Below are 21,303 nucleotides of genomic sequence, written 5' to 3' on the forward strand. Positions count from 1 at the left end.
GGTTTTACCGGCTTTTTTTGTTACCCTCCCTTTGGAATTAGTTGCTGATGAGTGATGCCGAAGTGATGTTCCAATTTTGATAAAAATTCATCCTCGTGCAAAATTTCATTTTCTGATATTTCCCCAAGATCTAATATTTGAAGGCGCCGATCAGTAAGTGTTACACGTCCATTTGTGGTGAGCTGAGTAATTAACTTTTTCTGAGTAAACGGAGAATCGACCGAACTTTGGTGAAATTCACACATTTCTAGAAACTGGATTAATTGCTTTTCTTCTGTGGTAAAAAGATATTTTGATTGAAAATAATTGGTATCATTAGAAACCTTGAGAATTAGGCGTTCATCGGGATCGATAGCTAGTTTCCAATATCTTGTGTAGTCCATTTGAACTTTACCAACGATGATCTTAAGAGGAGAAATGGGGCCATCACCAAAGCCGACATCTACGAGCCATTCTTGCCCTTCAATAGTTGCAACGATTGCCATGTGGTCAAAGGGCCGTCCAAATGTTTCAGTTTTTTTATTCATTACTTGAGCTGAAATGACATAGCAGTCGAAACCTAAATGATACAGTAGATGATAAAAGAGACCGTTTAGCTCATAACAAAATCCACCTCTTTTTTGAACAACGACTTTATCAAATATTTTTTGATAGTCAAGAATAATTTTACTACCATAATGGATGTCTAAGTTTTCGAAAGGGACCTTTAACAGATGCGATTTTTGGAGTGATTTCAGAAATTTCAAAGTAGGCTCATGATGCACTTGGCCAATTCTCTCCAAATAGGCATCAACATCGATCCGAGTTGCTTTCGGTCTGTTTTGAAAAAAGTTTAGCTTTTTCAATTTTTAATTTTCAGCTCTTGAGTAAGATTACCGATCATGTTTTTCAATGACTGCTGCCAGGTCACATCAGCATCCCATTCGCCTACATGGACATTTTTAGAAATATTTTGCCGAATATAAAACTTATGAACAATCGCATTTCTTGGGATGGTCTTTACTCTCGTCTGATCTGGCATCACAGGGACGACTGAGACGAAGCCAGTTTCATTTGGCGACACTTCATAGTCCAGCATCTGCTTTACAGTACCTGCCGAAGAGCTAATGGATCGCAACAAAAACTGATATCTGTTCCTTCTTAAATCATCATCAGACATGGGATCGATCAACTCGAACTCATATGGATATGATGCCATGATTTCTTCCAGCTCCATGTTCTTACTGGCTATATCTTGATTATACCGCCTTATTTTCTCCATTACCTGATTATTAGAAATACCAGATGAATCTAATGGTATAAATCGCTCGACAGCCAGCTTACTTCTTCGCAATATTCCAGGATAGTTTTTGAGCAATGTTTTTTCTACAATAGATAAACCGTGTAAGTAATTAGGCTTTTCAGGGATTAAAAAATTATATAATTCCTGGTCAGCTCTTCTCACTTCCTTGCCAATATTTAGTAGGAGAGAATATAGCTCATTATTCTGCATATAAAAGACATCTGATCCATCCTTAACTAATCTGATGGATCCATCAAACGGAGCCATTAAATACTCATAACCTTTTTCAGTCTGCGTAAGAAAAATGATATTCTTGATTCGGCGTGAATTGAATAGCTCGATGTATGAGTTTCTTGCATTGTAGCTAGCAGTAAAATTTAGTTCATTCAAATAGAAAATTGCGTCTATACCCATCGTCACAAAAGCCTTATGAACCCCAGAGAGTAATTTATCATGCTCACCTGCTTCTATAAAATCCCCTCTCTTTGTAGGAACTGAAAAAATAACTGCGCTTCTTTCACTGTTTAATTCAGCAGGAACCTTTAAGGTCTTATTAACCGAAACGTAATCGTAGATCGGTGTTTGTCCAAGAACAAAGCCAGCAAAGCCAAGTAGCAGCGTAGAAAAAGTGATTCTCATATATTGAGCGTTAAAATGCTAATTTTATAATTCTCAACTGATTATTGACCCAATTTAGTATAAGTATGCAAACGCGATGTACCTGGAGTGCCAACTCTTTTGAAGAATATGTCAGATATCACGACGAGGAATGGGGTGTTCCTGTCCACGATGACAAAACACATTTTGAATTTCTTGTCTTAGAAAGCGCCCAAGCAGGTCTCAGTTGGGCTACTATTTTAAAGAAACGGGAAGGCTATCGAAAGGCATTTGCAGACTTTGACTATAAGGTTGTCTCAGAGTTCGGGGAAGGAATGGTAGAGGAGCTTTTACAAGATGCGGCAATCATCAGAAACCGGATGAAGATTGAGGCGACAATCAATAATGCTAAGCGATTTATTGAAGTACAAAAAGAATTTGGCTCGTTTGACAAATACAGCTGGCAATTTGTAGATGGAAAGCCTATTATCAATTCCTGGAAAACGATGGAGGAAGTCCCAGTCACAACTAAGGAATCGGATGCATTCGCAAAAGATTTAAAAAAAAGAGGATTCAAATTTCTGGGCTCTACAACTGTATATGCCCACATGCAAGCCATTGGAATGGTCAATGATCATACGATTGATTGCTTTAGGTATAATGAGCTTCTAGGTGCTATATAGATTTTAATTAGCAGATTAGTAATGATTGAACAGTGAAAGTGGACATCTCATGAATTGCCAAACTAGAAAAAAAAGACCCAATTAAAATTTTTTAAATCGGAGTAACTTTACCTCCAATAATAGCTAAGTGGATGATTGAGAAACTGGAGGAAATAAAACACCGATTCGAAGAAGTGGGTCAACTGATCGTGCAGCCAGACATAGTCACGGACATGGAAAAGTATGGCAAGCTTAACAAGGAGTATAAGGATCTTGAGAAAATAGTAGTCAAGTACAAAGAGTATTCTGAGGCGTCTAGTAATCTGGCCAATGCGAAAGAAGTTCTAGGCAATGAAAAAGACCCCGAATTCAGGGAGATGGCAAAAGCAGAAATTGATGAGCGGGAACCACAAATCGAGAAGTTGGAAGAGGAACTCAAAGTGATGCTTATTCCGAAAGATCCAAATGACAGTAAAAACGTGATACTAGAGATTCGTGCTGGTACTGGCGGTGATGAAGCATCTATTTTTGCTGGTGATCTTTTCCGCATGTATAAATCGTATGCAGAAGATCAAAAATGGAGTTTTTCAGTGCTCAATTTTAATGAAGGAAGTGCGGGAGGGTATAAGGAAATTGTAGCTTCTGTAGAGGGGGAAGATGTTTTTGCGAAGCTAAAGTTTGAATCCGGTGTACATCGCGTTCAACGTGTACCTGCCACAGAATCTCAAGGAAGAGTTCACACCTCTGCTGCAACTGTTGCGGTATTACCAGAGGCTGAAGAAGTAGATGTAGAGCTGAATATGGGTGACATCAGAAAAGACACGTTTCGAGCATCCGGTGCAGGAGGTCAGCACATTAACAAAACTGAGTCGGCGGTAAGACTTACGCATGCACCATCGGGACTTGTGGTGGAATGTCAGGATGGTCGATCTCAACACGCCAACTATGACAAAGCGCTCAAAGTTTTACGCTCACGTTTATATGAAATTGAGCTGCAAAAACACAACGCAGAGATAAGTAGTCAGCGGAAAAGTATGGTTGGCTCAGGCGATCGTTCAGATAAGATCAGAACATATAATTATCCTCAAGGTAGAGTAACTGATCACCGAATAGGTTTATCAGTATTTAACCTTCCAAATGTGATGAACGGAGATATTGAAGAGTTTATAGAGCAGCTTAGAATTGCAGAAAATGCAGAGATTATGAAAGAAGAGGCAGAATAAGCCGTTTTTAACTTAAAATGCGAAATACGCTACTTATCATACTTTTATTTACGTTTTGGGTTGGATGCTCAACAAGGGATGAGTCTGTTTCGTTTGACCCAAGTCTTTCGCTGATTTTCAGCAACGACTCTGTCGTATTTGATACGTTGCTATCCGAGCGTAGGAGCAGCACTCAAAGACTAACCATTTACAATCCCAATGATCGGGCTATCCAATTTACAGAGATTGCACTAGGTAATGGTGCGAATTCAGATTACGCAGTTATTATCAACGGAAAAGAGACAAGTTCACTAAGCAATGAGCGTATACTTGGTGGTGATAGCCTAATGATACTCGTGGAGGTAAATGTGACGCCTCGTAATGAAAACCTTCCTTATCTAGTAAAAGACTCACTTATTTTTCGGTGGAACACGAATGAGGAACATGTAAAACTTGTGAGTTATGGCCAGGACGGAAACACTATCAACAGTTCCAGTATTTGCAATGAGACATGGACAAGTGATCGACCCTACATCATTGCTGATACGGTACTTGTTTCTGCGGGGTGCCAGCTCGTTATAGAAAAGGGAGCGAACATCTATTTTGAGAATGATGCGATAATGTTCATTCAAGGCACTTTAAAAGCCATTGGGGATTCTTCAGAGCACATTATTTTTAGAAATGCTCGTTTTGATGGTGTTTATGATTTAGTTCCTGGTCAATGGGACGGAATATATTTTCTGGAAGGAAGTACTGAAAATGAAATTAGCTACTCAGAAATATTTAACGGTCAAGTAGGATTGAGAATAGGCACACCAGATGATGATGACCTGCCAGATCTATTGGTGTCTAATACGGAGATATATAACATGAGTCAGGCTGGAATTCTGGCATTTACTTCAGACATAGAAGTGACCAATACATTGATCTATAACTGTGGTAACTACCTTGTAGGTGGCTTTGCGGGAGGAAATTACTCATTTAAACACTGCACACTTTCAAATGAACCAGCGCTTTTTATTCAAGATGAAGCTACAGTTCAATTCTCAGATAATTTGGTAATTGGAGAGAGCGATCTACTGATTGGAGACTTGAATGTTGAAATGACCAACTGCATCATTTGGGGACAAGCGGATGAAGAACTTCTTATCAATAATGGAGGGGGAGCGAATGTCTCGGTATCACTCACGTCCAATATTGTAAGATCAGGAGAGGAGTTGACTAATAATTTCACCTCACGGGAGTTCAATTTTCCAGGATTCAAAGACGCTTTTGGAAATGATTACAGGCTAGATACACTTGCTTTTGCGAAAGATAGAGGTATAGATATTGGCATACAAAAAGATTTAGTAGGACGTAACAGGGATAGCTTCCCAGACATTGGGGCAATCGAACGCATCGAAAAACAGTAGCACCCTTGTCTAATTCATAGCTTCTTTATTCGCTTTTCTTATTATATTAATAATCTTGATGAGATTGTTAAGAACCACGATTAATGCGGCTGTTTTGCTATTCTCACTTTCTGTTGCTTTTCCGCAGGCAGATAGTCTGATAAGAAGGATGGAAGACATGGAGGGTGCTGACCGTATAGATGCTCTACATAACATCGTCATTGATTTGTGGTTAAATTATCCTGAGCGAGCCATGACCTTTGGACAAGAAGCTCTAACACTTTCACAAGGTCTCCAAGATTCCTCAATGATTTCCAAGTCGCTAAGACTAATTGCGGGTGTTCACTACTATAAAGGAGATTATGACCAATCGTTGGAATATAATCAAAGAGCTTTCAAAATAGCGGTAGCATTAAAAGACTCAACACTCATCAATAATGGCTATAACAATATTGGATTACTCTATTATAACCTTGGAAGCTACCAAACAGCACTTGAATACCTACTTCGATCAAAAGCAATAAAAAATAAGATAGGAGAAACCTATGGTTTGTCCACTACACTTAACAACATTGGACTGGTATTCGAGCGAGTTCTAGACTACAAACAAGCAAGAGATTATTTTGAGCAAGCGTATGATGTAGCTATAAGCATAAATGATCGTGATCATACACTCTATTCCATTAACAATATTGGAATCACTTACATGAAAGAAGGAAACCTTGATGAAGCATTGAAGTATTTCAGAAGAGGTTTTCGGATGGGTGTAGAAATAGAGAATATTAACTGGGGAGCTGTTGCAGCCCGGGGAATCGGGGAAGTATACATGATCAGTAAGAAGCAGGACTCAGTTCAGTTCTATTTGGAGAACTCTCTTCAAGCAAGCCAATCCATAGGTGATAAGAAAGGAATGTCTGAAGTGTATTACCTTCTTGCAAAAAATGCATTGGAAGGAGGAGATGCCAATGGAGCTTTAGAATTTCTGGATAAATGTGATGGATGGGCCAAACAGATTCAAATTCGACAGCAGCAACTAGACAACCTAAAGCTTTACTCCACCATCTACTCAAACTTGGGTGATAGAGATAAGGAGAAAGAATTCTTGGTCAAATACATCAACCTTCGAGACTCACTCTTTCAGGATGTAGTTACTCGAAATTTAAGCCTCATACCCTTAAAAATTAAAGAAGAGCAAGATCGGTTCAAACTCAGCAGTCAACAGGTTGAAATTCAAAACCAGCTAATTACCAATCAGCTATTCACTTTTATAATCATCATAACAGTTCCTTTGTTGATTGTAATGATCATTCTCCTTCGAAAAAATGATCGAAAAAATAAGGAATTGCATCGGAATAATGAAGAGTTAAGGCATACTCAAAAGCTACTGATAACTTCAGAAAAAATGGCTTCACTTGGAGTTTTAGCAGCAGGAGTTGGTCATGAAATAAACAACCCTCTCAACTTTATAAAGAATGGGATAGGCGCACTCTCTAAGAAGCTAGAAGGGAATGAGGATGAAGAACTTCAGTCGTATTTTAGAATTGTGAATGAAGGAGTAGATCGTGCGACCAATATCGTAAAAAGCTTAAGTCACTTTAGTAGAAAAGGACCAAGAGTTGATGAAAAATGCAATATTCATGAGATCATTGAAAACTGTCTACTAATTCTGCACAATAAAATCCGAAACAAAGTCAGAGTGATTACCAACTTCACAAATCTAGGAGCAGAACTAAGAGGCAATGAAGGCAGACTTCATCAAGCAATGATGAATATAATAGCAAATGCAGAGCAAGCAATACATGAGGAAGGAACCTTGGAAATCACAACCAGGAGAAAAGAAGAACATATGGAAATTTTGGTTGAAGATGATGGAGAAGGGATTCCTGAAGAAAACCTCATAAAGATTAGTGATCCATTCTTTACGACGAAAGCACCAGGTGAAGGAACCGGACTTGGATTGTTTATTACTTTTTCCATTATCGAGGAACACAATGGAACAATAGAGGTAAAATCAAACCACGGTGCAGGAACAAAGTTTATTATTACACTACCTTTATAAAGGATGAGTGAGAAACCAGCCATATTGTATGTAGATGACGAAGAAGCAAACCTCCTTCTATTCCGAATTTCATTCGAAGGAAAAAGAGATGTTTTGGTAGCAAACTCTCCAGAGGAAGGGCTGCTAAAGTTGGCAGAAAACCGCAACAGAATTCGAGCGGTAATAAGCGATATGCATATGCCAAAGATGAATGGTGTTCAATTCATTGAAAAAGCTCAAGAGACCGTCAACGATATTCCGTATTATATTCTAAGCGGCTATGCTTTCAATGATGAAATCGAGAAAGCACTACAAAGCAATACCATAAAGAAATTTTTTACAAAGCCATTTGATCGATTAGAGATCGAAAACTACTTGAATGGCCAATAGCTAGATGACTAGGCTACCATAATAGTATTCTATCATCGTTACTGTTGCATTATGAGTAAAATGTGCAATTACGCCATAGAGAATTGTCTCATGTTTGTTTCTTAACCGGGCAAGGAAAAGACCAAAGGGAAAAATCCATATGAGACTTAAAAGAGAGAAATGAACCAAGGCAAAAAGAAAAGAGGAACCCCAAACTGCCGCGTTAGCACCAGATATTGATTTAAGATTATTAAATAAAAACCCTCTAAAAGCAAGTTCTTCGAAAATCGCAGGAAATACAGCGACTATAATCAATGAATAAATAAGAGGGAAACTCGTTGACTCAAAGTAATAAGAATAATCTAACCAAAACTCTCCAGGAAAAAGTAAGGCATTTAGATTGTCCATAAGGAAGCCAACAAAAAAACCTGAGCATATAAATGCAGGGACGATCCAAAATATTGGTTTGAGGCTAATTTTCTTAAATACAAGTTTCCATACACCGGGCTGTAATAAAGAGAAGATTACATCAAGAAGCGCAAATGCAACCGTAATGACCACAATTGAGATTAAAGAATCTTCAATAACCATGTTAATGATCAATGCAACAACAATCAACGCTGAATAAGTAACCAGCAATTTCATATTGTCGTCGAACTTCTGCTCAGACCTTATGCGTGCTTTGAAAAGAGCAAGATTTTTGGCGCCGCAGTTCCCACAAAACTTATATGCTAAGGTTTGTTCGGCTTGACATTGATGGCAATAGATTTTCTCAACCTCTTCCATTTTTAACTCCCATTTCTGTTAATTGGTCTCTGTATTTTTTTGCGTCTCTTGCTGAATTAATACCTTTTACAAAAACCACGATAATAATGATCTTGAGTAAAATACCCTGAAAGATGGTAGAAGGATCTACTACAGTAGCTAAGACTTGAATGAACAGATAAAAGCCAAATGCAGCCAATACACCCATGAGCGGTTGGCGATTTACCCAAATAGCACATCCTATAAATATTAGTGCTGTTATTAAAAACCCAATGCCATCAGCGAATGTTAGTTCGGAATCTAAGATAAAAATGAAGAAAAATCCTGCCACCAGGTTTATGCCAGCCAAGATATAAAGCATAGTCTTTACGCTTCGCACCTTTTTTTCAGCATCCTTTACTACATCCTGTTTGAGTTTTATTCGATACAAGAACTTGTTTTTTTCCTCATCACTTCCACGTTCTGGGAAACCACAGTTTGCACAATAGGTACTTGAATCATCAATTGTCGATTTACAATTTGAGCAGGTAAGTTGTTCAGTCATCAGTATGTGTTTGGTTTAATCATCCCCCCTCTTTCTTGGCGACTTCTTTCTCCTCTCCTTTACCTAAAATTTTGTTTTTTTTATCCTTAATGCTTTCAGCAGCCTCTTCGAGGTTAAGTCTTGCTTTTAGCCGATTCAGAATCCCTTTTCCAATAGACAATGCCCTGTCACTAAATGTAAGCTCTTCCTGCGCTGAAGCATCACTTACTTGTTCTGTGGGTTTAACTAAGTACTTGTTGGTTGAGGTACTGTCCACTACGATCTTTTGGCTGCTGGCTGAAAAAGCCATAGCGCAGAGCAAAAGTCCAAGCAAGAATAGTTTATAACTCAATGCAACGAATTATTTTCGGGGTTCATCAATATTAGTGTAAACAAGGAATATTGGAAAGGATTTGCAAAAACTGTGAGAAAAAACTTGAAAAGGAGTTTCAATACTGTCCAAAGTGTGGTCAGCAACACAAGGAAAAAGTTGTTCATTTCAAGCAGTTCATCCTGGATTTTCTAGGAGACTACTTTACCTTCGACTCCTTGATAATCAGGAGTGTAAGGCCTTTACTATTTAATCCCGGCTTTTTAACTAATGAATTCATCGTTGGGCGCAGAGTTCGATACATTCCGCCGTTGCGCATGTTTATCTTCATTAGCATTATTTTCTTTTTAATATTAGGGCCTGTAGATAAAACCGTGGCACTCGAAAGAAATGAAGAAGCGGAATTTTTGGATAACTTTTTTAGTGTCTGGTTTCCACGATTATTCTTTTTGTTGCTACCTCTCTTTGCTTTATTTCTCTATGTTTTATTCAGAAAACCAGGAAGATTTTATCTCACACACTTCATCTTTTCTATTCATTTACATGCCTTCATTTTTGTTCTCCTGACAATAATGGTGATCTTGATTGACTACATATTTCCGTCCAGCGTTTTTCTAAGCCAATGGTCTTTAATCATTACAATTTTTGTTCTTGAATTTTATCTCCTATGGGCGCTGAGAAAAGTATATGAGCAAAGATGGTTCACTACCTTCATCAAGCTTCTAATGCTAAACATTATGTATGTGACTTCAGCTATGATCATTTTTAGCACTGTTGGAGCCCTTATCTATTATCTGTGATTTTCAGATTATCTTGAGTAAATGACTCCTCAAGCCCAACATCACTATCCACTCAATTGTTCTACGGGAAGGTGGACGATGTTTTCAACCATATTAGCCACCAGCATGGCATTTATAGATGGGTCTGCTCTCAATGTAATTCTCCCTTCGTTGCAGCAAGATTTATCGGCAAACGGAGTTGACCTTTTTTGGGTGTTGAATAGCTATCTATTAATGCTAGCAGCTTTAATAATTGTAGGAGGGAGCCTCGGAGATAAACTGGGTCGAGTAAAAATATTCAAGTTTGGAATTCTTGTATTTACCATTGGTTCAGCGCTGTGTGGATTATCTCAAGACATTACCCAGCTCATCGCCTTTCGAACCATCCAGGGCATTGGAGGCGCATTTATGATTCCCGGCAGCTTATCGATTATTTCAGCGGTATTTAGCAAAGCAGAAAAAGGGAAGGCCATCGGCACCTGGTCTGCAACAACAACAATTGTGACAATCTGTGGGCCAGTACTGGGAGGAGCGCTAGCGGATGCAGGGCTCTGGAGGTTGATCTTTTTCATCAATTTGCCATTTGGATTGCTATCCATACTTGCACTTCATTTTAAAGTACCTGAAAGTAAACAACAAGATGTTTCAAAGATTGATTGGAAGGGAGCCACCACATTAGTATTAAGCTTAGCGGCGCTTACTTTTGGTTTTTTAGAAATGCCTGAATGGGGATATCAGCACCCTATTGTCATTTTCAGTCTAACCAGTGGTACATTTTTACTTGCAGCATTCGTCATTATTGAGAAGAGAGTTAAGGATCCAATGGTACCACTAACGATGTTTTCAAATATGACGTTTTCTGGGGTTAACCTCCTTAGCTTTTTTCTATACGCAGGCATGGGTGCAGTAATGCTCTTTCTATCATTGAATATTATCCAGATACAAGGCTATTCACAATTTCAAGCTGGGTTGACATTCCTTCCATTTTCGTTTATTATGGTTTTAGCAGCACGAAAGATGGGAGAGCTTACACATATTTATGGTGCAAGAAGGTTTTTAATAATTGGCCCAACAATTACTGGGTTAGGTATGGTTTGGTTTTCCTTCATTGGGATGACTGCCGGCCCATCGGCATACTGGAGCACGTACTTCCCGCCGTTTTTGTTATTTGCTTTGGGAATCGCAATCACTGTGGTTCCACTTACCACCGCGGTTATGGCATGTGTAGATGACAGCAAAAGTGGAATAGCTTCTGGAATTAATAATAGTGTTACCCGAATTTCAGGAACATTTATGAATGCAATTTTAGGCGCGATAGTCATACTTATTTTCAGCAATCACGTATTAGAATCGATGGAATCACTAGCTGTTTCAAAGCCTCAATTAACTGAAGTTATGCAAGAAGCTTCTAAACTAGGTGAAGCAGTAGCTTCTACAGATTATAATCCTGGATTACAGGATTCTATAAACGCAGTTTTTGATAACAGCTTCATTGCTGTTTATAAGATGGTTTGTTGGGTGAGTGCAATATTGGCGTTTTTATCAGCAGGCATTGCATATTTCATGGTAGAAGGTAAGAAAGTATAAAAGATGGCGCGACGACAACTAAGTGCGATCATGTTTACCGATCTGGCAGGCTATACTGCCATGATGCAAGAAGATGAGTTCAACGCGAAAGGGTTGAGAGATCAGCATCGACGGATATTGGAGCAAGAGATTAAAAACCATGATGGTCAAATTTTACAGTATTACGGGGATGGAGCTCTATCTATTTTCAGTAGTACAATATCAGCCACCAACTCGGCACTCTCTATACAGCTAGCGTCCATTAAAAATAGGATACCCTTAAGAGTCGGCATTCACTCGGGAGATGTGGTAGTAGAGGAAGAAGGTGTTTATGGTGATGGAGTCAACATTGCTTCACGTATCGAGTCTTTCTCTATACCAGGCTCCGTGATGGTTTCGGATAAGGTGTTTGATGATATCAAAAATCATCAAACCTTTCAGCCCGTACTCATGGGAGAGTTTGAACTTAAAAATGTCAAAAAACCAGTAGAGGTTTATGCATTAACCAATGAAGGCTTGGTAGTGCCTCAGCGCACAGATTTAAAAGGGAAAGTCAAAGAACGGATCAAAAGCATTGCCGTGCTTCCATTTATAAATCAAAGCTCTGATCCTGAAAACGAATATTTCAGCGATGGAATTACTGAAGAGATAATTACGGCATTAGCTAAAGTAGATGGCTTACGTGTAATCTCCCGCACATCCTCCTTTTCATTCAAAGGAAAAAACCTTGATGCACGGACCATTGGCAAACAACTCGAAGTCCAATCGATTCTAGATGGAAGCGTGCGAAAATCTGGAAATAGAGTCAGAATTGTAGCCCAGCTAAGTAGCACATTTGACGGCTATCAGCTATGGACAGAAACTTATGATCGACAGCTTGAAGACATCTTTGAAGTACAGGATGAGATTTCGCTGAAGATTGCCCAACAGTTAAGGGAACGACTTTCTAAAAAATCACTTGAAGAATCCAACAAATCTAAAGTGATTGATACCGAGGCATACAATGCATACTTGCAAGGCCTGTTCTACTACAACAAGTGGACGCCCGGTAATGCAAAAAAAGCGGTTGAGGCATTTCAAAAAGCAATCAATCTTCAACCGAATTACGCACAAGCATATGCGGGACTTGCCCTTGCCTACTCACTCATGTCTTTTACGGGATTTATAGATTCAGCAGAAGGATATCGTAGAACCGAAGAAGCAGCCTTCAAAACGATAGAACTAGACCCTGAGGTTGAGAACGGATATGTATCACTCGGTTTTGTTGAGTTTTTTCTTCGATGGAATTTTAAAAAAGGACAGGAATATCTGGATAAAGCGCTGAAGATTAACCCACGATCTCCCGAAGCTAATCAAGCACAGTCTTTTTATTACCTAATCATGGGTGATTTGGAAAAGAGCCTGGACTCCATCCTAAAAGCACGAGAAATAGACCCACTTTCGCTTACGACCAACCGCACATTGGCGGATGTTTACTATTTGCAAGGTGACTATAAAATGGCCATTGAGGTGTATGATTGGTTGCACGAACAGGACCCAGATTTCAAAGCGGCCATCGAATTTAAAGCCTGGGCGTATCTAATGAGCGGAGAATATGAAAGAGCGATTCGTATCTTCGAGTCTTTCCTAGACGGAGAAGGTGCTCATTCCATGAAACCATTTGTCCAGCTTGGATATGCCCATGCATTGACTGGAGAACATGAAAAGGCCCAAGCTTACCTTTTTCAGTTGATTGAAGAATCAGAACAGCATCCAGATGGTTCTGATGATTTAAACTTTGCAACGCTACATACAGGTCTTGGTAACTACGATATCGCAATTGATTACCTTGAAAAAGTAGTTGATCAGCGTATCGGAGCAGTTCTCCTGCTACATATTAGCCCCATTTGGAAGCCACTAAGAGGGAATGAAAGATTCGAATCATTGCTCATCAAAATTGGAGTCCAATAAAATTTATTTCTCTCTGTAACCTTCGCTTGCTTTTCTTGTAACTTATCTGAATTACAAAACACCACCCGATGATTGTCGGGGGCTAACCGGGTTAGAATTTGGAAATGACAGACGAACAGTTGATGTCGCTGGTAAAAGCAGGACAGCTGGACTATTTGAACGAAGTTTTTAATCGCTACAGTAAGCGCATTTATAACTACTTCCTCAAGTCCACGCTTGAGCGCGCTGATAGCGATGATCTTACTCAGGATCTTTTCATCCGTGTGATGAAATACCGCAACTCCTACAAGGAAGGCCATTCTGTTCAATTCTGGATTTTTCAGATAGCCAGAAACATGGTGAAAGATCATTTTCGAAAGATGAAAGTCCACAGAAATAAATTCAATCCTGTGGAAGTAATGCCAGAGGTGCATGAGGAGAATGGAGATGTGGAGATTGAACGTGAAAAGAAACTCCATCAAGCGATGAAATCGCTGCCGGATGAAAAAAGGGAGCTGTTGGTACTAAGCAAATTTCAGGGAATGAAATATGAGCAGATAGCAACCATGCGAGAGACGTCTGTAAGCAACATAAAGGTGCAAGTACATCGGACGATTAAAGAGCTTAGAGACATCTATTTTGAATTAGTAGAAGATTAAAACACAAACGTGATGAAAGTAGAAATCACAGACGAACAAATGATAGGGCTTCTAGAAGGAGAGGTCAATACCGAATTGGAATCTAAAATCAACTCGGACACCAACTTAAAAAAACGTTTCGATGAGCTGCAAGAAATAATGCAGGCGATCGATACCTCTACTGACTTGGAAGTGCCAATGAATATTAGCATTGGTTTTCAACAAGCTTTGATTAATGAAAAGATCAAAAGCAGCAGTGGCCAATGGTCATGGATGCAAATAGCAGCTGCGGCGGCACTACTGATTGTTGGTTTTGGAATGGGCACGTTTTCATCGAGTGATTCATCACAAGAATTGGCCTTACTAAAGGATGAAATACAATCCTTACGAGAGGTAACCTTGACGAGCAGACTCCAACGTCATTCAGCAAGTGAGCGGATCATGGCGGTAAATCAAATAGAAGAGCGATCTACTTTGAACGAAGAGCTGGTAGCCACGCTTATTGCCACATTGAATTCTGATGAAAGCCCGAACGTGAGATATGCCTCACTTCAGGCGCTTGAGAAATTCATCGGCAATGTGGAAGTCAGAGCAGAACTAGTGAAGTCGTTGGAGTCACAAGTGGATCCATTGATTCAAATCTCCTTGATCACCATTTTGGTGGATGCGGAAGAGCGTAGCGCCATCGCACCATTAAGAGATATGATTGAGAAAGAAGATACATCTCCTGAAGTGAAGCAGCAGGCAGAAGTTGCAATTCAGGTTTTGACATAAAAATATACCGGTACTTAATACAATGATTAAAAATTCAAACAATAATAAAATGAAAACGATTATAGCAGGACTAATACTTTTGATATGCGCTAGTGGAATGGCACAAGAGGCAAAGACAGCCAACTTTAGCTTCCCAGTGAAGGGAAATGCTGCAGAAACCTGGCTGGTAATTGATAACCTAAGTTCCGATTTAAACATCGAAGGAACTTCTGGCTCAGAAATCAGAATTGAAAGCAGAAACTATGAAGGCTTACCAGAAAAGGCTAAGGGACTAAAGCCACTTTCAGCAACTGGACCGGAAAACACAGGAATAGGGCTAAGCATCAAGCAAGAAGGAAATACTATTTCTCTGTCTGGCGCTCACAACGAGGCGGACAAGGCAGATTATGTACTGTACTTACCTAAAAATCTGAAGCTTAAAATCAACTACAATTCATGGCAAGCGGGGGATGTAATAATAAAAGGGATGGCTGGAGAAGTTGAAGCGAAGAGTCAGGTAGGAGATCTAGAGTTTATTGATGTGACTGGACCAATCGTAGCGCATACGTTAAGCTCAGATCTTGAAGTCACATTTTCATCACTTTCGAGCGCATCGCCAACTTCATTGAGTTCTACAAGTGGTGATATAGATGTAACATTTCCAGCCTCAACCAAAGGAACATTCAAGATGGCAACCGTCTCAGGCGGTGTGTACACTGGGTTCGACTTTGACTTTGGCGAAGACGCTAAAATTCGCAGAGTTGGCGGACAAAATGCAACAGGGAAACTCAATGGTGGAGGAGTAGAGGTTACTTTGAAATCAGTGAGTGGCGACATATATGTACGAAAAGCTAATTAAGATGAAAACACTATTAATACTGATGTGCCTGGCAACACTTGGATTGTCGGCACAACCTAAAAAAGTAACAGCAACCGTTCCTGTTTCCGGACAGGAGATGCTCGACCTGGAATTTGCTTTCGCCGATGACATCATCTTTAAAACCTGGGATAAAAATGAAGTGTATGTAGAGGTGATGGTTGAGATCAACGATGGTGAAAACAATGATATCTTCACACTTAATACTGACCAATCAAGCGCCACAATTTATGTAGAGATGGACAAGGAGATGTGGAAGAAGATCAGTAAAAAGGAAGATGGAAAATGGAAGAATTGCAGTTACACCTCTACAATAAACTATACTGTCTATCTTCCAAAGAAGCTTAGTGTAAGGTCAAATACCATCTCAGGGGATTACGAATTTGAGTATTTCGGTACGGAGATGAACTTGAAGACCATCTCAGGAGCAATAGACGTGACGATACCAGAAAAACTAGGAATGGATTTTAAAGCAAAAACCATCTCAGGTGAAGTCTATTCAGATATTGAAATCAAATATCCTTATGGCACGGAAGGCTTACGACAAATCGTAGGTCAGGATGTACGTGGAAGAGTAAGCAGCGGAGGAAACCAATCCAACTTTGAAACCATTAGTGGAAACATCTATTTGAGAAAAGGATAGTTGTAATCATTAAGAGGTGACGAAACGATCTTTACACTGAAATGCCGTGTCATGCCTTGCGTGTCACGGCATCTTCAATTTCGGAAGATAAAGAATCAACAAAAAAAATTTATTTTTTCTTAAGCACAACAAGCACATTGTCCATTACCGTGCCTACAAATAGAAGATCGCCATATGGAGCTACTACGCTACTTGCTGACATTGCTGTTCCGTCATTTTCGTAAAGACTTTCTACTACCACGCCATCAGTCACTTTGATAATTTCAGATGGAGCAATATCTTTTTTCCCAGCGGCATATGCTGCAAAAGCGAGTAAACTTGGGTGCGAGCCCATCCATAAGTTACCGTTTTCATCTAACTCAATGTTATCAATTCCCGAATTGACATTGAGATCGCGATTATGTTCTAGAGAACCGTCTTCCTGAATGGAATAATATTGAAGCATGAATCTACGTGGAGATGCAACCAATACCTCGCTTCTATTTTCAGATATATTTATGCCATTTGCGTAATTGATACCATTTGCTACCTCACGATATTTTCCATCGTAATAGATCACATTAGAAGCACCAATGCCGAGATAATCTTCAGCAAGCCGTCCCAATTTGCTCGTGTAGCCATGATCATTGGTAAAATAGAAGGACTCTTCATCCCGTGCGACCACATCATTTGGGCTGATCATAGAAGGATCACGATAGGTGGCGATGTATACCAAGCTATCACCAAACAACTCAAACTTCACTATCGAGTGTTGCTTGGCATGATTCACCACCAAAAGCTGATAGTAAGCAGAATCCAGTTTCAACATGCTAATTCCATGTGGATAAAAGGGAAATCCATAATCACCGGAAATAATCTTTGGTTGAAATTTTGCAGAATCTAAATCCAGAAAATATAGAGCACCTTGAGAGGGTGAGCCGTCTCTTCTTCCCGCACGATCGTCTTGAGAGATGATCATGAAGCCGTCAGAATAGCTAATAGTCAAATCTTCTGCGCCCTTGAGTGGGATTTCTGCAATAACCTCATAGCTTTTCGTGTTATTAATTTCACGGAAATAGCCAGTAGAAGTAAATGTGTATAAAACAAAAGCCAGTATTAAGAGTATAATGACGAGCAGTGTGAGTAAAAACTTTTTCATATTGGTACAGGGTGTGATTCATAAAAGTAGAAAAACTTTAGTAGTACTATTGATCGGGACAGCCTCAATATTTTCAGGATGCGGTAATGATGACATACAGTTGCCAGATCAAAAGCTTGAAGGAAAGATTGATGGAGGAGAATGGAATTATCAATCAGCCAATGGATATTTATTCTCCTCTGATTTTCAATATCAGGTTCGCTTTTTGTCTGACGAAGAGTCAGTCAGCGATCCATGCACTTTACCAGCACCTACTCTGAAGCACGTAAAAGCGATCTTCAAGCCTGCTGAGCGTAGTTTCTTTGTAGCACCACAGGTTATTGATGATAATCAGGTACAGGTTTCATTTGAGGTGAGTAGTTCCAGAAGCCTCATCGCGTCGAGTGGCTTTATGGAGATTTATGCCATAGATAATTTAGTAGTTATTGGATATTTGCAAGCAGTACTTGATGATGATCACACTGTAGAAGGATTATTCGAAATAAGGTTGTGTAATTAAAAGGCAAGGCTTTTGCTGTAAACAGGTTAATGAAGAGGTATTTGTTATTAGCTGCACTAGGAGTGGCATCCATTCCATTGCAATTCGATATTGATGACGTTGTAAAAAAATTGACGTCCCATTCACTTAAGTATCCACAAGAAAAGATTTTCATACACTTCGACAAGCCGAATTACAGCACAGGAGAAACCGTATGGTTTAAAACATACCTTGTGGATGCTTTTTCAAATGAGCCAATCACGTTGAGCAAGGTGATCTATGTAGAGCTTTTCAATTCCAAGATGGAGTTGGTTGATCAGAAAATGCTAAGGGTAGATAATGGTGGAGCAGCAGGGGACATATTACTTCCAGAGTCGCTTACCCCTGGAAAATATCACATTCGAGCCTATACAAATTGGATGCGCAACTTTGATCAGGCATTCTACTACAGGCATTCTTTTAGGATATTAAAAACGCAGACTGAGGAGGAATACATCAAACCTGAAGTCCAGCCAATGCTTTCATTTTTTCCGGAAGGTGGAGACTTGGTCAATAATGTATCGTCCATAGTTGCCATAAAGGCCACAGATCAATTTGGTAAAGGAATTGGAGTGAAAGGAAAAATGATGGACGAATCAGGCAATAGCATCACCACATTGGAAACCGACGGAAAAGGAATGGGAGCATTGATTTTTACGCCTAAGAGTGATCAAAAAGTGAAGGCAAGTATTACATTCAATGAAGAGACATATGACTTTGATCTTCCGGAAGTCAAGAAAAACGGTTATGCACTTCGTGTAATCAATAACTTCCAATCCGAGAAAATCACCATCACAGTAACTTCGGAAAACAAGCCTTTGGCTAACAGTGGTTTAATAGCACATCATTCAGGGGAAGTATTTTATTCTGTAATAAACCAAAGTTCCAATGATGCATTCGCTGTACGACTGGATCGTAAAGACTTTCCTGCGGGCATTTGTCATATCACATTTTTTGATCCCAATGGAATACCTCAGGCAGAGAGACTAGTCTATGCAAACTATCCAAAAACCAGAGATATTGAGTTAAGCAAAAATGCAGTGTATGATAAAAGATCTCTGGTCTCACTAAGTCTGAATGTAAAAGACACATTGATTGGTGATGTACCCAGCAACTTATCCATATCAATTACGCCAAGAGACCTTGTGAAATACACAGATGATGGTGAAAACATCATTAATTATTTACAGTTAACATCAGATTTAGTCGGAGAGATCGAGCAGCCAGCGCAGTACATGCGGGTGGATAAGCATTCTTTTAGATCTCTGGATTTATTGCTTTTGACACAAGGTTGGAGAAGATTTAAATGGGAGGATGTATTGAACTATGATGAGGCAGATAAGCCAAAGCATTGGTCAGAAGACGGAATCATTTTTTCAGGACAGGTAGTAGATTATTACAACCGTGAATTGCCACGCGAATCTCAAATTTCACTGTCGATACTCGATAATGATTTAGGATTTGTTCAAGGAGAAACAGACGATCAAGGAAGCTTCTTTTTTACAGGCAATGATTTTTATGATTCTACGGACCTGTTGTTTCAAGCACAAAGAAAACTGAAGCGTAAAGAAAAGCTAAGGAATGATGTCTACATCAGTCTCGATGAAAAGTCTCAACCCGATTTCGATGAGTCATATTTCAATAACTATCCAATTTTCAAACTCAAGAAACAAGAAACTTACCTGGCGGAAAAAGAGAAAATGGAGAAAATTGAGCGAGCATTCAATTTTGATAAAGACGCCATTATGCTCGATGCGGTACAGGTCACAGGTGTGAAAGAAATTCGGAATGATCCTTTCATGAGCCCATTTAAAGTCTATGGAGAGCCCACAAATAGAGTAGTTGCAGACTCCATTATGAGAGGCGTAGCCCTGATTAGTATTTATGATTTGTTTCGAAGAATACCTGGAGTCAGAGTGTTTGGAAGCTTTCCCAATCAGAGCATTCAGATTGGTGGGCCAGGCAGTATCAACAGCAGTACCGATCCACTTTATCTTTTGGACGGGATCAATATATCAGTGGAGGCAGTCAATTCGATTACTCCAAGCTCCATTTCACACATAGATGTGCTCAATCGAGCAGATGCCGCCATCTATGGATCGCAAGGAGCAAATGGTGTGGTGGCTATCTACACCAAAAGTGGCTTTGGATTGGCGGACACTGGCCCGAAGGATATGGGAATCCTAAACCATAGCCACCCAGGCTATAGTAAAGTAAGGGAGTTCTTCTCTCCGAACTATGCCAAACCCATCGATGAGCACGCGAAGCCTGATTTTAGAACGACACTTTACTGGAACCCGACCATTATCACAGGAGGAGGAAAAGCAGCACCTGTTTCATTCTATAGTTCAGATCAGACAGGAACCTTCGATATTATCGTTCAGGGAATCACAGTAGATGGGGCGCCCGTTTTCCTAAAAGACTCTTTGGTGGTAGAATGATGTGCCACTACGGTACTTGGCAACTAATATATTTTCCTTAAAATTGTATCACCTAATAATACCACTATGAAGAGATCAATTGTATTCACCTTACTCGTGATTGGCTGCTCATTTGCTTATTCACAAATCAACTGGATTAAAAATTACGATGTAGCCAGAGCGCAGGCGCTCGGGCAAAACAAGTTTATAGTCATGGACTTTTGGGCCATTTGGTGTGGCCCATGCAAGAAAATGGATATCGATATGTGGAATACGGAAGAAATGGCTGCTTATGCAGACAAGTTCATCTTCCTTAAAATCGATGTAGACTCCAATCGAGAAATTGCCATGAACTATAGTGCCAATACGATTCCTAAAGTAGTCCTAATGGATGCTTCTGGAGAAGTTATTTGGGAAGAGATCGGATTTTCCAGTGCTTCTATTTACAGGAAGATTTTCGAGGGCTTTCCATCCACACCTGCTCCGAGTGAGCATATTTCTAAACTAGTACAAAAATCAGCTGACGGCAATACGTATTTCAGTTTGGGTGCCTGGTACCAGGAAGCTTCGAAGGAAACCGAGAACGTAAGCCTCAAAAAAGGAATACTAGGCGTAAGTGATGGTTATTTCAAGAGGTCACAAAAAGAAGCAGAAACGGAGGCCTTGGCTCAAGAAGCGGAGTTTAACCTGATACTCAATCATGCCTACAGAGGAGCCTATAAGAAAGCAATGAAAAAAGTAGATAAAATGGAGGAGGCAGAGATGAAAAACTTCATTATGGCATACTGCTATAAGTGCGAAGGTCAGACAGAGAAGATGCAGGAGTTCATGGACAAGATTACATCCAAAGAGCTACTTGCACAGTTAGACTGAATGCTTTTCA

Annotated in this window: 21 protein-coding genes; 15 read left to right on the forward strand and 6 right to left on the reverse strand. The window is 39.7% G+C overall.

From position 1 onward, the window contains the following. Window positions 1-20: 20 nt before the first annotated feature. Both ABJG98_RS11000 and ABJG98_RS11005 read right to left on the reverse strand, forming a co-directional pair. Window positions 21-845, reverse strand: a complete 825-nt coding sequence (locus ABJG98_RS11000; RefSeq protein WP_348279565.1) for an arylamine N-acetyltransferase — start codon at window positions 843-845, stop codon at window positions 21-23. Further along, window positions 842-1,921, reverse strand: coding sequence for a hypothetical protein (locus ABJG98_RS11005; protein ID WP_348279566.1), 1,080 nt, complete (start codon window positions 1,919-1,921; stop codon window positions 842-844). The genes ABJG98_RS11000 and ABJG98_RS11005 overlap by 4 nt, the downstream gene beginning before the upstream one ends. 65 nt (window positions 1,922-1,986) lie before the next feature. Between ABJG98_RS11005 and ABJG98_RS11010 the strand changes: the two genes are divergently transcribed. The 5 genes from ABJG98_RS11010 (at window position 1,987) to ABJG98_RS11030 (ending at window position 7,562) form a co-directional block, all read left to right on the forward strand. After that, a complete protein-coding gene (locus ABJG98_RS11010) occupies window positions 1,987-2,562 on the forward strand; it encodes a DNA-3-methyladenine glycosylase I (protein WP_348279567.1) in 576 nt (191 codons plus the stop codon). Window positions 2,563-2,693: 131 nt separating this feature from the next. Next, a complete protein-coding gene (prfA, locus tag ABJG98_RS11015; RefSeq protein ID WP_348279568.1) occupies window positions 2,694-3,764 on the forward strand; it encodes a peptide chain release factor 1 in 1,071 nt (356 codons plus the stop codon). A 17-nt stretch (window positions 3,765-3,781) separates the two neighbouring features. Further along, window positions 3,782-5,155, forward strand: a complete 1,374-nt coding sequence (locus tag ABJG98_RS11020; protein WP_348279569.1) for a right-handed parallel beta-helix repeat-containing protein — start codon at window positions 3,782-3,784, stop codon at window positions 5,153-5,155. Between the two features lie 58 nt (window positions 5,156-5,213). Beyond that, on the forward strand, window positions 5,214-7,193 hold the full coding sequence (locus tag ABJG98_RS11025) for a tetratricopeptide repeat protein (protein WP_348279570.1): 1,980 nt from the start codon (window positions 5,214-5,216) through the stop codon (window positions 7,191-7,193). A 3-nt stretch (window positions 7,194-7,196) separates the two neighbouring features. Further along, window positions 7,197-7,562: a response regulator gene (locus ABJG98_RS11030; RefSeq protein WP_348279571.1), complete on the forward strand. Its 366-nt coding sequence runs from the start codon at window positions 7,197-7,199 to the stop codon at window positions 7,560-7,562. Here the strand turns inward: ABJG98_RS11030 and ABJG98_RS11035 are convergent, their stop codons facing one another. The 3 genes from ABJG98_RS11035 to ABJG98_RS11045 are packed head-to-tail and all read right to left on the reverse strand — an operon-like array spanning window position 7,563 to window position 9,181. Further along, window positions 7,563-8,327, reverse strand: coding sequence for a CPBP family intramembrane glutamic endopeptidase (locus ABJG98_RS11035; RefSeq protein ID WP_348279572.1), 765 nt, complete (start codon window positions 8,325-8,327; stop codon window positions 7,563-7,565). Next, complete coding sequence (locus ABJG98_RS11040) at window positions 8,314-8,850, reverse strand: hypothetical protein (protein ID WP_348279573.1); 537 nt, start codon at window positions 8,848-8,850, stop codon at window positions 8,314-8,316. Before ABJG98_RS11040 ends, ABJG98_RS11035 begins: the two co-directional genes overlap by 14 nt. 19 nt (window positions 8,851-8,869) lie before the next feature. Next, the gene (locus ABJG98_RS11045; protein ID WP_348279574.1) at window positions 8,870-9,181 is read right to left on the reverse strand and encodes a hypothetical protein; all 312 of its coding nucleotides are present in this window, start codon (window positions 9,179-9,181) and stop codon (window positions 8,870-8,872) included. 50 nt (window positions 9,182-9,231) lie between these two features. Between ABJG98_RS11045 and ABJG98_RS11050 the strand changes: the two genes are divergently transcribed. The 7 genes from ABJG98_RS11050 (at window position 9,232) to ABJG98_RS11080 (ending at window position 16,345) form a co-directional block, all read left to right on the forward strand. Beyond that, on the forward strand, window positions 9,232-9,960 hold the full coding sequence (locus tag ABJG98_RS11050) for a DUF3667 domain-containing protein (RefSeq protein WP_348279575.1): 729 nt from the start codon (window positions 9,232-9,234) through the stop codon (window positions 9,958-9,960). A 21-nt stretch (window positions 9,961-9,981) separates the two neighbouring features. Then, window positions 9,982-11,526 carry an MFS transporter gene (locus ABJG98_RS11055; protein WP_348279576.1) on the forward strand — a complete coding sequence of 515 codons (1,545 nt, stop codon included), beginning with the start codon at window positions 9,982-9,984 and terminating at the stop codon, window positions 11,524-11,526. Window positions 11,527-11,529: 3 nt separating this feature from the next. Continuing rightward, entirely contained in the window at window positions 11,530-13,455 is a 1,926-nt protein-coding gene (locus ABJG98_RS11060) for an adenylate/guanylate cyclase domain-containing protein (RefSeq protein WP_348279577.1), read from the forward strand. 104 nt (window positions 13,456-13,559) lie between these two features. After that, a complete protein-coding gene (locus tag ABJG98_RS11065; RefSeq protein ID WP_348279578.1) occupies window positions 13,560-14,093 on the forward strand; it encodes a sigma-70 family RNA polymerase sigma factor in 534 nt (177 codons plus the stop codon). 12 nt (window positions 14,094-14,105) lie between these two features. Then, window positions 14,106-14,846, forward strand: a complete 741-nt coding sequence (locus ABJG98_RS11070) for a HEAT repeat domain-containing protein (protein WP_348279579.1) — start codon at window positions 14,106-14,108, stop codon at window positions 14,844-14,846. A 49-nt stretch (window positions 14,847-14,895) separates the two neighbouring features. Then, window positions 14,896-15,684: a DUF4097 family beta strand repeat-containing protein gene (locus ABJG98_RS11075; RefSeq protein WP_348279580.1), complete on the forward strand. Its 789-nt coding sequence runs from the start codon at window positions 14,896-14,898 to the stop codon at window positions 15,682-15,684. Window position 15,685: 1 nt separating this feature from the next. Beyond that, window positions 15,686-16,345 carry a hypothetical protein gene (locus ABJG98_RS11080; RefSeq protein ID WP_348279581.1) on the forward strand — a complete coding sequence of 220 codons (660 nt, stop codon included), beginning with the start codon at window positions 15,686-15,688 and terminating at the stop codon, window positions 16,343-16,345. Window positions 16,346-16,454: 109 nt separating this feature from the next. Here the strand turns inward: ABJG98_RS11080 and ABJG98_RS11085 are convergent, their stop codons facing one another. Further along, entirely contained in the window at window positions 16,455-17,483 is a 1,029-nt protein-coding gene (locus ABJG98_RS11085) for an SMP-30/gluconolactonase/LRE family protein (protein WP_348279582.1), read from the reverse strand. On the opposite strand from ABJG98_RS11085, the gene ABJG98_RS11090 reads away from it, so the two are divergent. From ABJG98_RS11090 to ABJG98_RS11100, 3 genes are all read left to right on the forward strand, one after another. Next, a complete protein-coding gene (locus tag ABJG98_RS11090; protein WP_348279583.1) occupies window positions 17,464-17,982 on the forward strand; it encodes a hypothetical protein in 519 nt (172 codons plus the stop codon). The two genes, ABJG98_RS11085 and ABJG98_RS11090, sit on opposite strands and share 20 nt — an antisense overlap. Before the next feature lie 29 nt (window positions 17,983-18,011). Next, window positions 18,012-20,441: a TonB-dependent receptor plug domain-containing protein gene (locus ABJG98_RS11095; protein WP_348279584.1), complete on the forward strand. Its 2,430-nt coding sequence runs from the start codon at window positions 18,012-18,014 to the stop codon at window positions 20,439-20,441. 66 nt (window positions 20,442-20,507) lie between these two features. Further along, window positions 20,508-21,293, forward strand: a complete 786-nt coding sequence (locus tag ABJG98_RS11100) for a thioredoxin family protein (protein ID WP_348279585.1) — start codon at window positions 20,508-20,510, stop codon at window positions 21,291-21,293. The last annotated feature ends 10 nt before the right edge of the window (window positions 21,294-21,303 follow it).

The organism is Ekhidna sp. (assembly GCF_039960695.1).
Lineage (GTDB): Bacteria > Bacteroidota > Bacteroidia > Cytophagales > Cyclobacteriaceae > Ekhidna.

What these genes read in the sequence shown, in the direction of transcription:
- ABJG98_RS11005 (WP_348279566.1), bottom strand. Translation starts at nt 1,921, where the DNA reads ATGAGAATCACTTTTTCTACGCTGCTACTTGGCTTTGCTGGCTTTGTT.
- ABJG98_RS11010 (WP_348279567.1), top strand. Translation starts at nt 1,987, where the DNA reads ATGCAAACGCGATGTACCTGGAGTGCCAACTCTTTTGAAGAATATGTC.
- prfA (WP_348279568.1), top strand. Translation starts at nt 2,694, where the DNA reads ATGATTGAGAAACTGGAGGAAATAAAACACCGATTCGAAGAAGTGGGT.
- ABJG98_RS11020 (WP_348279569.1), top strand. Translation starts at nt 3,782, where the DNA reads ATGCGAAATACGCTACTTATCATACTTTTATTTACGTTTTGGGTTGGA.
- ABJG98_RS11025 (WP_348279570.1), top strand. Translation starts at nt 5,214, where the DNA reads ATGAGATTGTTAAGAACCACGATTAATGCGGCTGTTTTGCTATTCTCA.
- ABJG98_RS11030 (WP_348279571.1), top strand. Translation starts at nt 7,197, where the DNA reads ATGAGTGAGAAACCAGCCATATTGTATGTAGATGACGAAGAAGCAAAC.
- ABJG98_RS11035 (WP_348279572.1), bottom strand. Translation starts at nt 8,327, where the DNA reads ATGGAAGAGGTTGAGAAAATCTATTGCCATCAATGTCAAGCCGAACAA.
- ABJG98_RS11040 (WP_348279573.1), bottom strand. Translation starts at nt 8,850, where the DNA reads ATGACTGAACAACTTACCTGCTCAAATTGTAAATCGACAATTGATGAT.
- ABJG98_RS11055 (WP_348279576.1), top strand. Translation starts at nt 9,982, where the DNA reads ATGACTCCTCAAGCCCAACATCACTATCCACTCAATTGTTCTACGGGA.
- ABJG98_RS11060 (WP_348279577.1), top strand. Translation starts at nt 11,530, where the DNA reads ATGGCGCGACGACAACTAAGTGCGATCATGTTTACCGATCTGGCAGGC.
- ABJG98_RS11065 (WP_348279578.1), top strand. Translation starts at nt 13,560, where the DNA reads ATGACAGACGAACAGTTGATGTCGCTGGTAAAAGCAGGACAGCTGGAC.
- ABJG98_RS11070 (WP_348279579.1), top strand. Translation starts at nt 14,106, where the DNA reads ATGAAAGTAGAAATCACAGACGAACAAATGATAGGGCTTCTAGAAGGA.
- ABJG98_RS11075 (WP_348279580.1), top strand. Translation starts at nt 14,896, where the DNA reads ATGAAAACGATTATAGCAGGACTAATACTTTTGATATGCGCTAGTGGA.
- ABJG98_RS11080 (WP_348279581.1), top strand. Translation starts at nt 15,686, where the DNA reads ATGAAAACACTATTAATACTGATGTGCCTGGCAACACTTGGATTGTCG.
- ABJG98_RS11085 (WP_348279582.1), bottom strand. Translation starts at nt 17,483, where the DNA reads ATGAAAAAGTTTTTACTCACACTGCTCGTCATTATACTCTTAATACTG.
- ABJG98_RS11095 (WP_348279584.1), top strand. Translation starts at nt 18,012, where the DNA reads ATGAAGAGGTATTTGTTATTAGCTGCACTAGGAGTGGCATCCATTCCA.
- ABJG98_RS11100 (WP_348279585.1), top strand. Translation starts at nt 20,508, where the DNA reads ATGAAGAGATCAATTGTATTCACCTTACTCGTGATTGGCTGCTCATTT.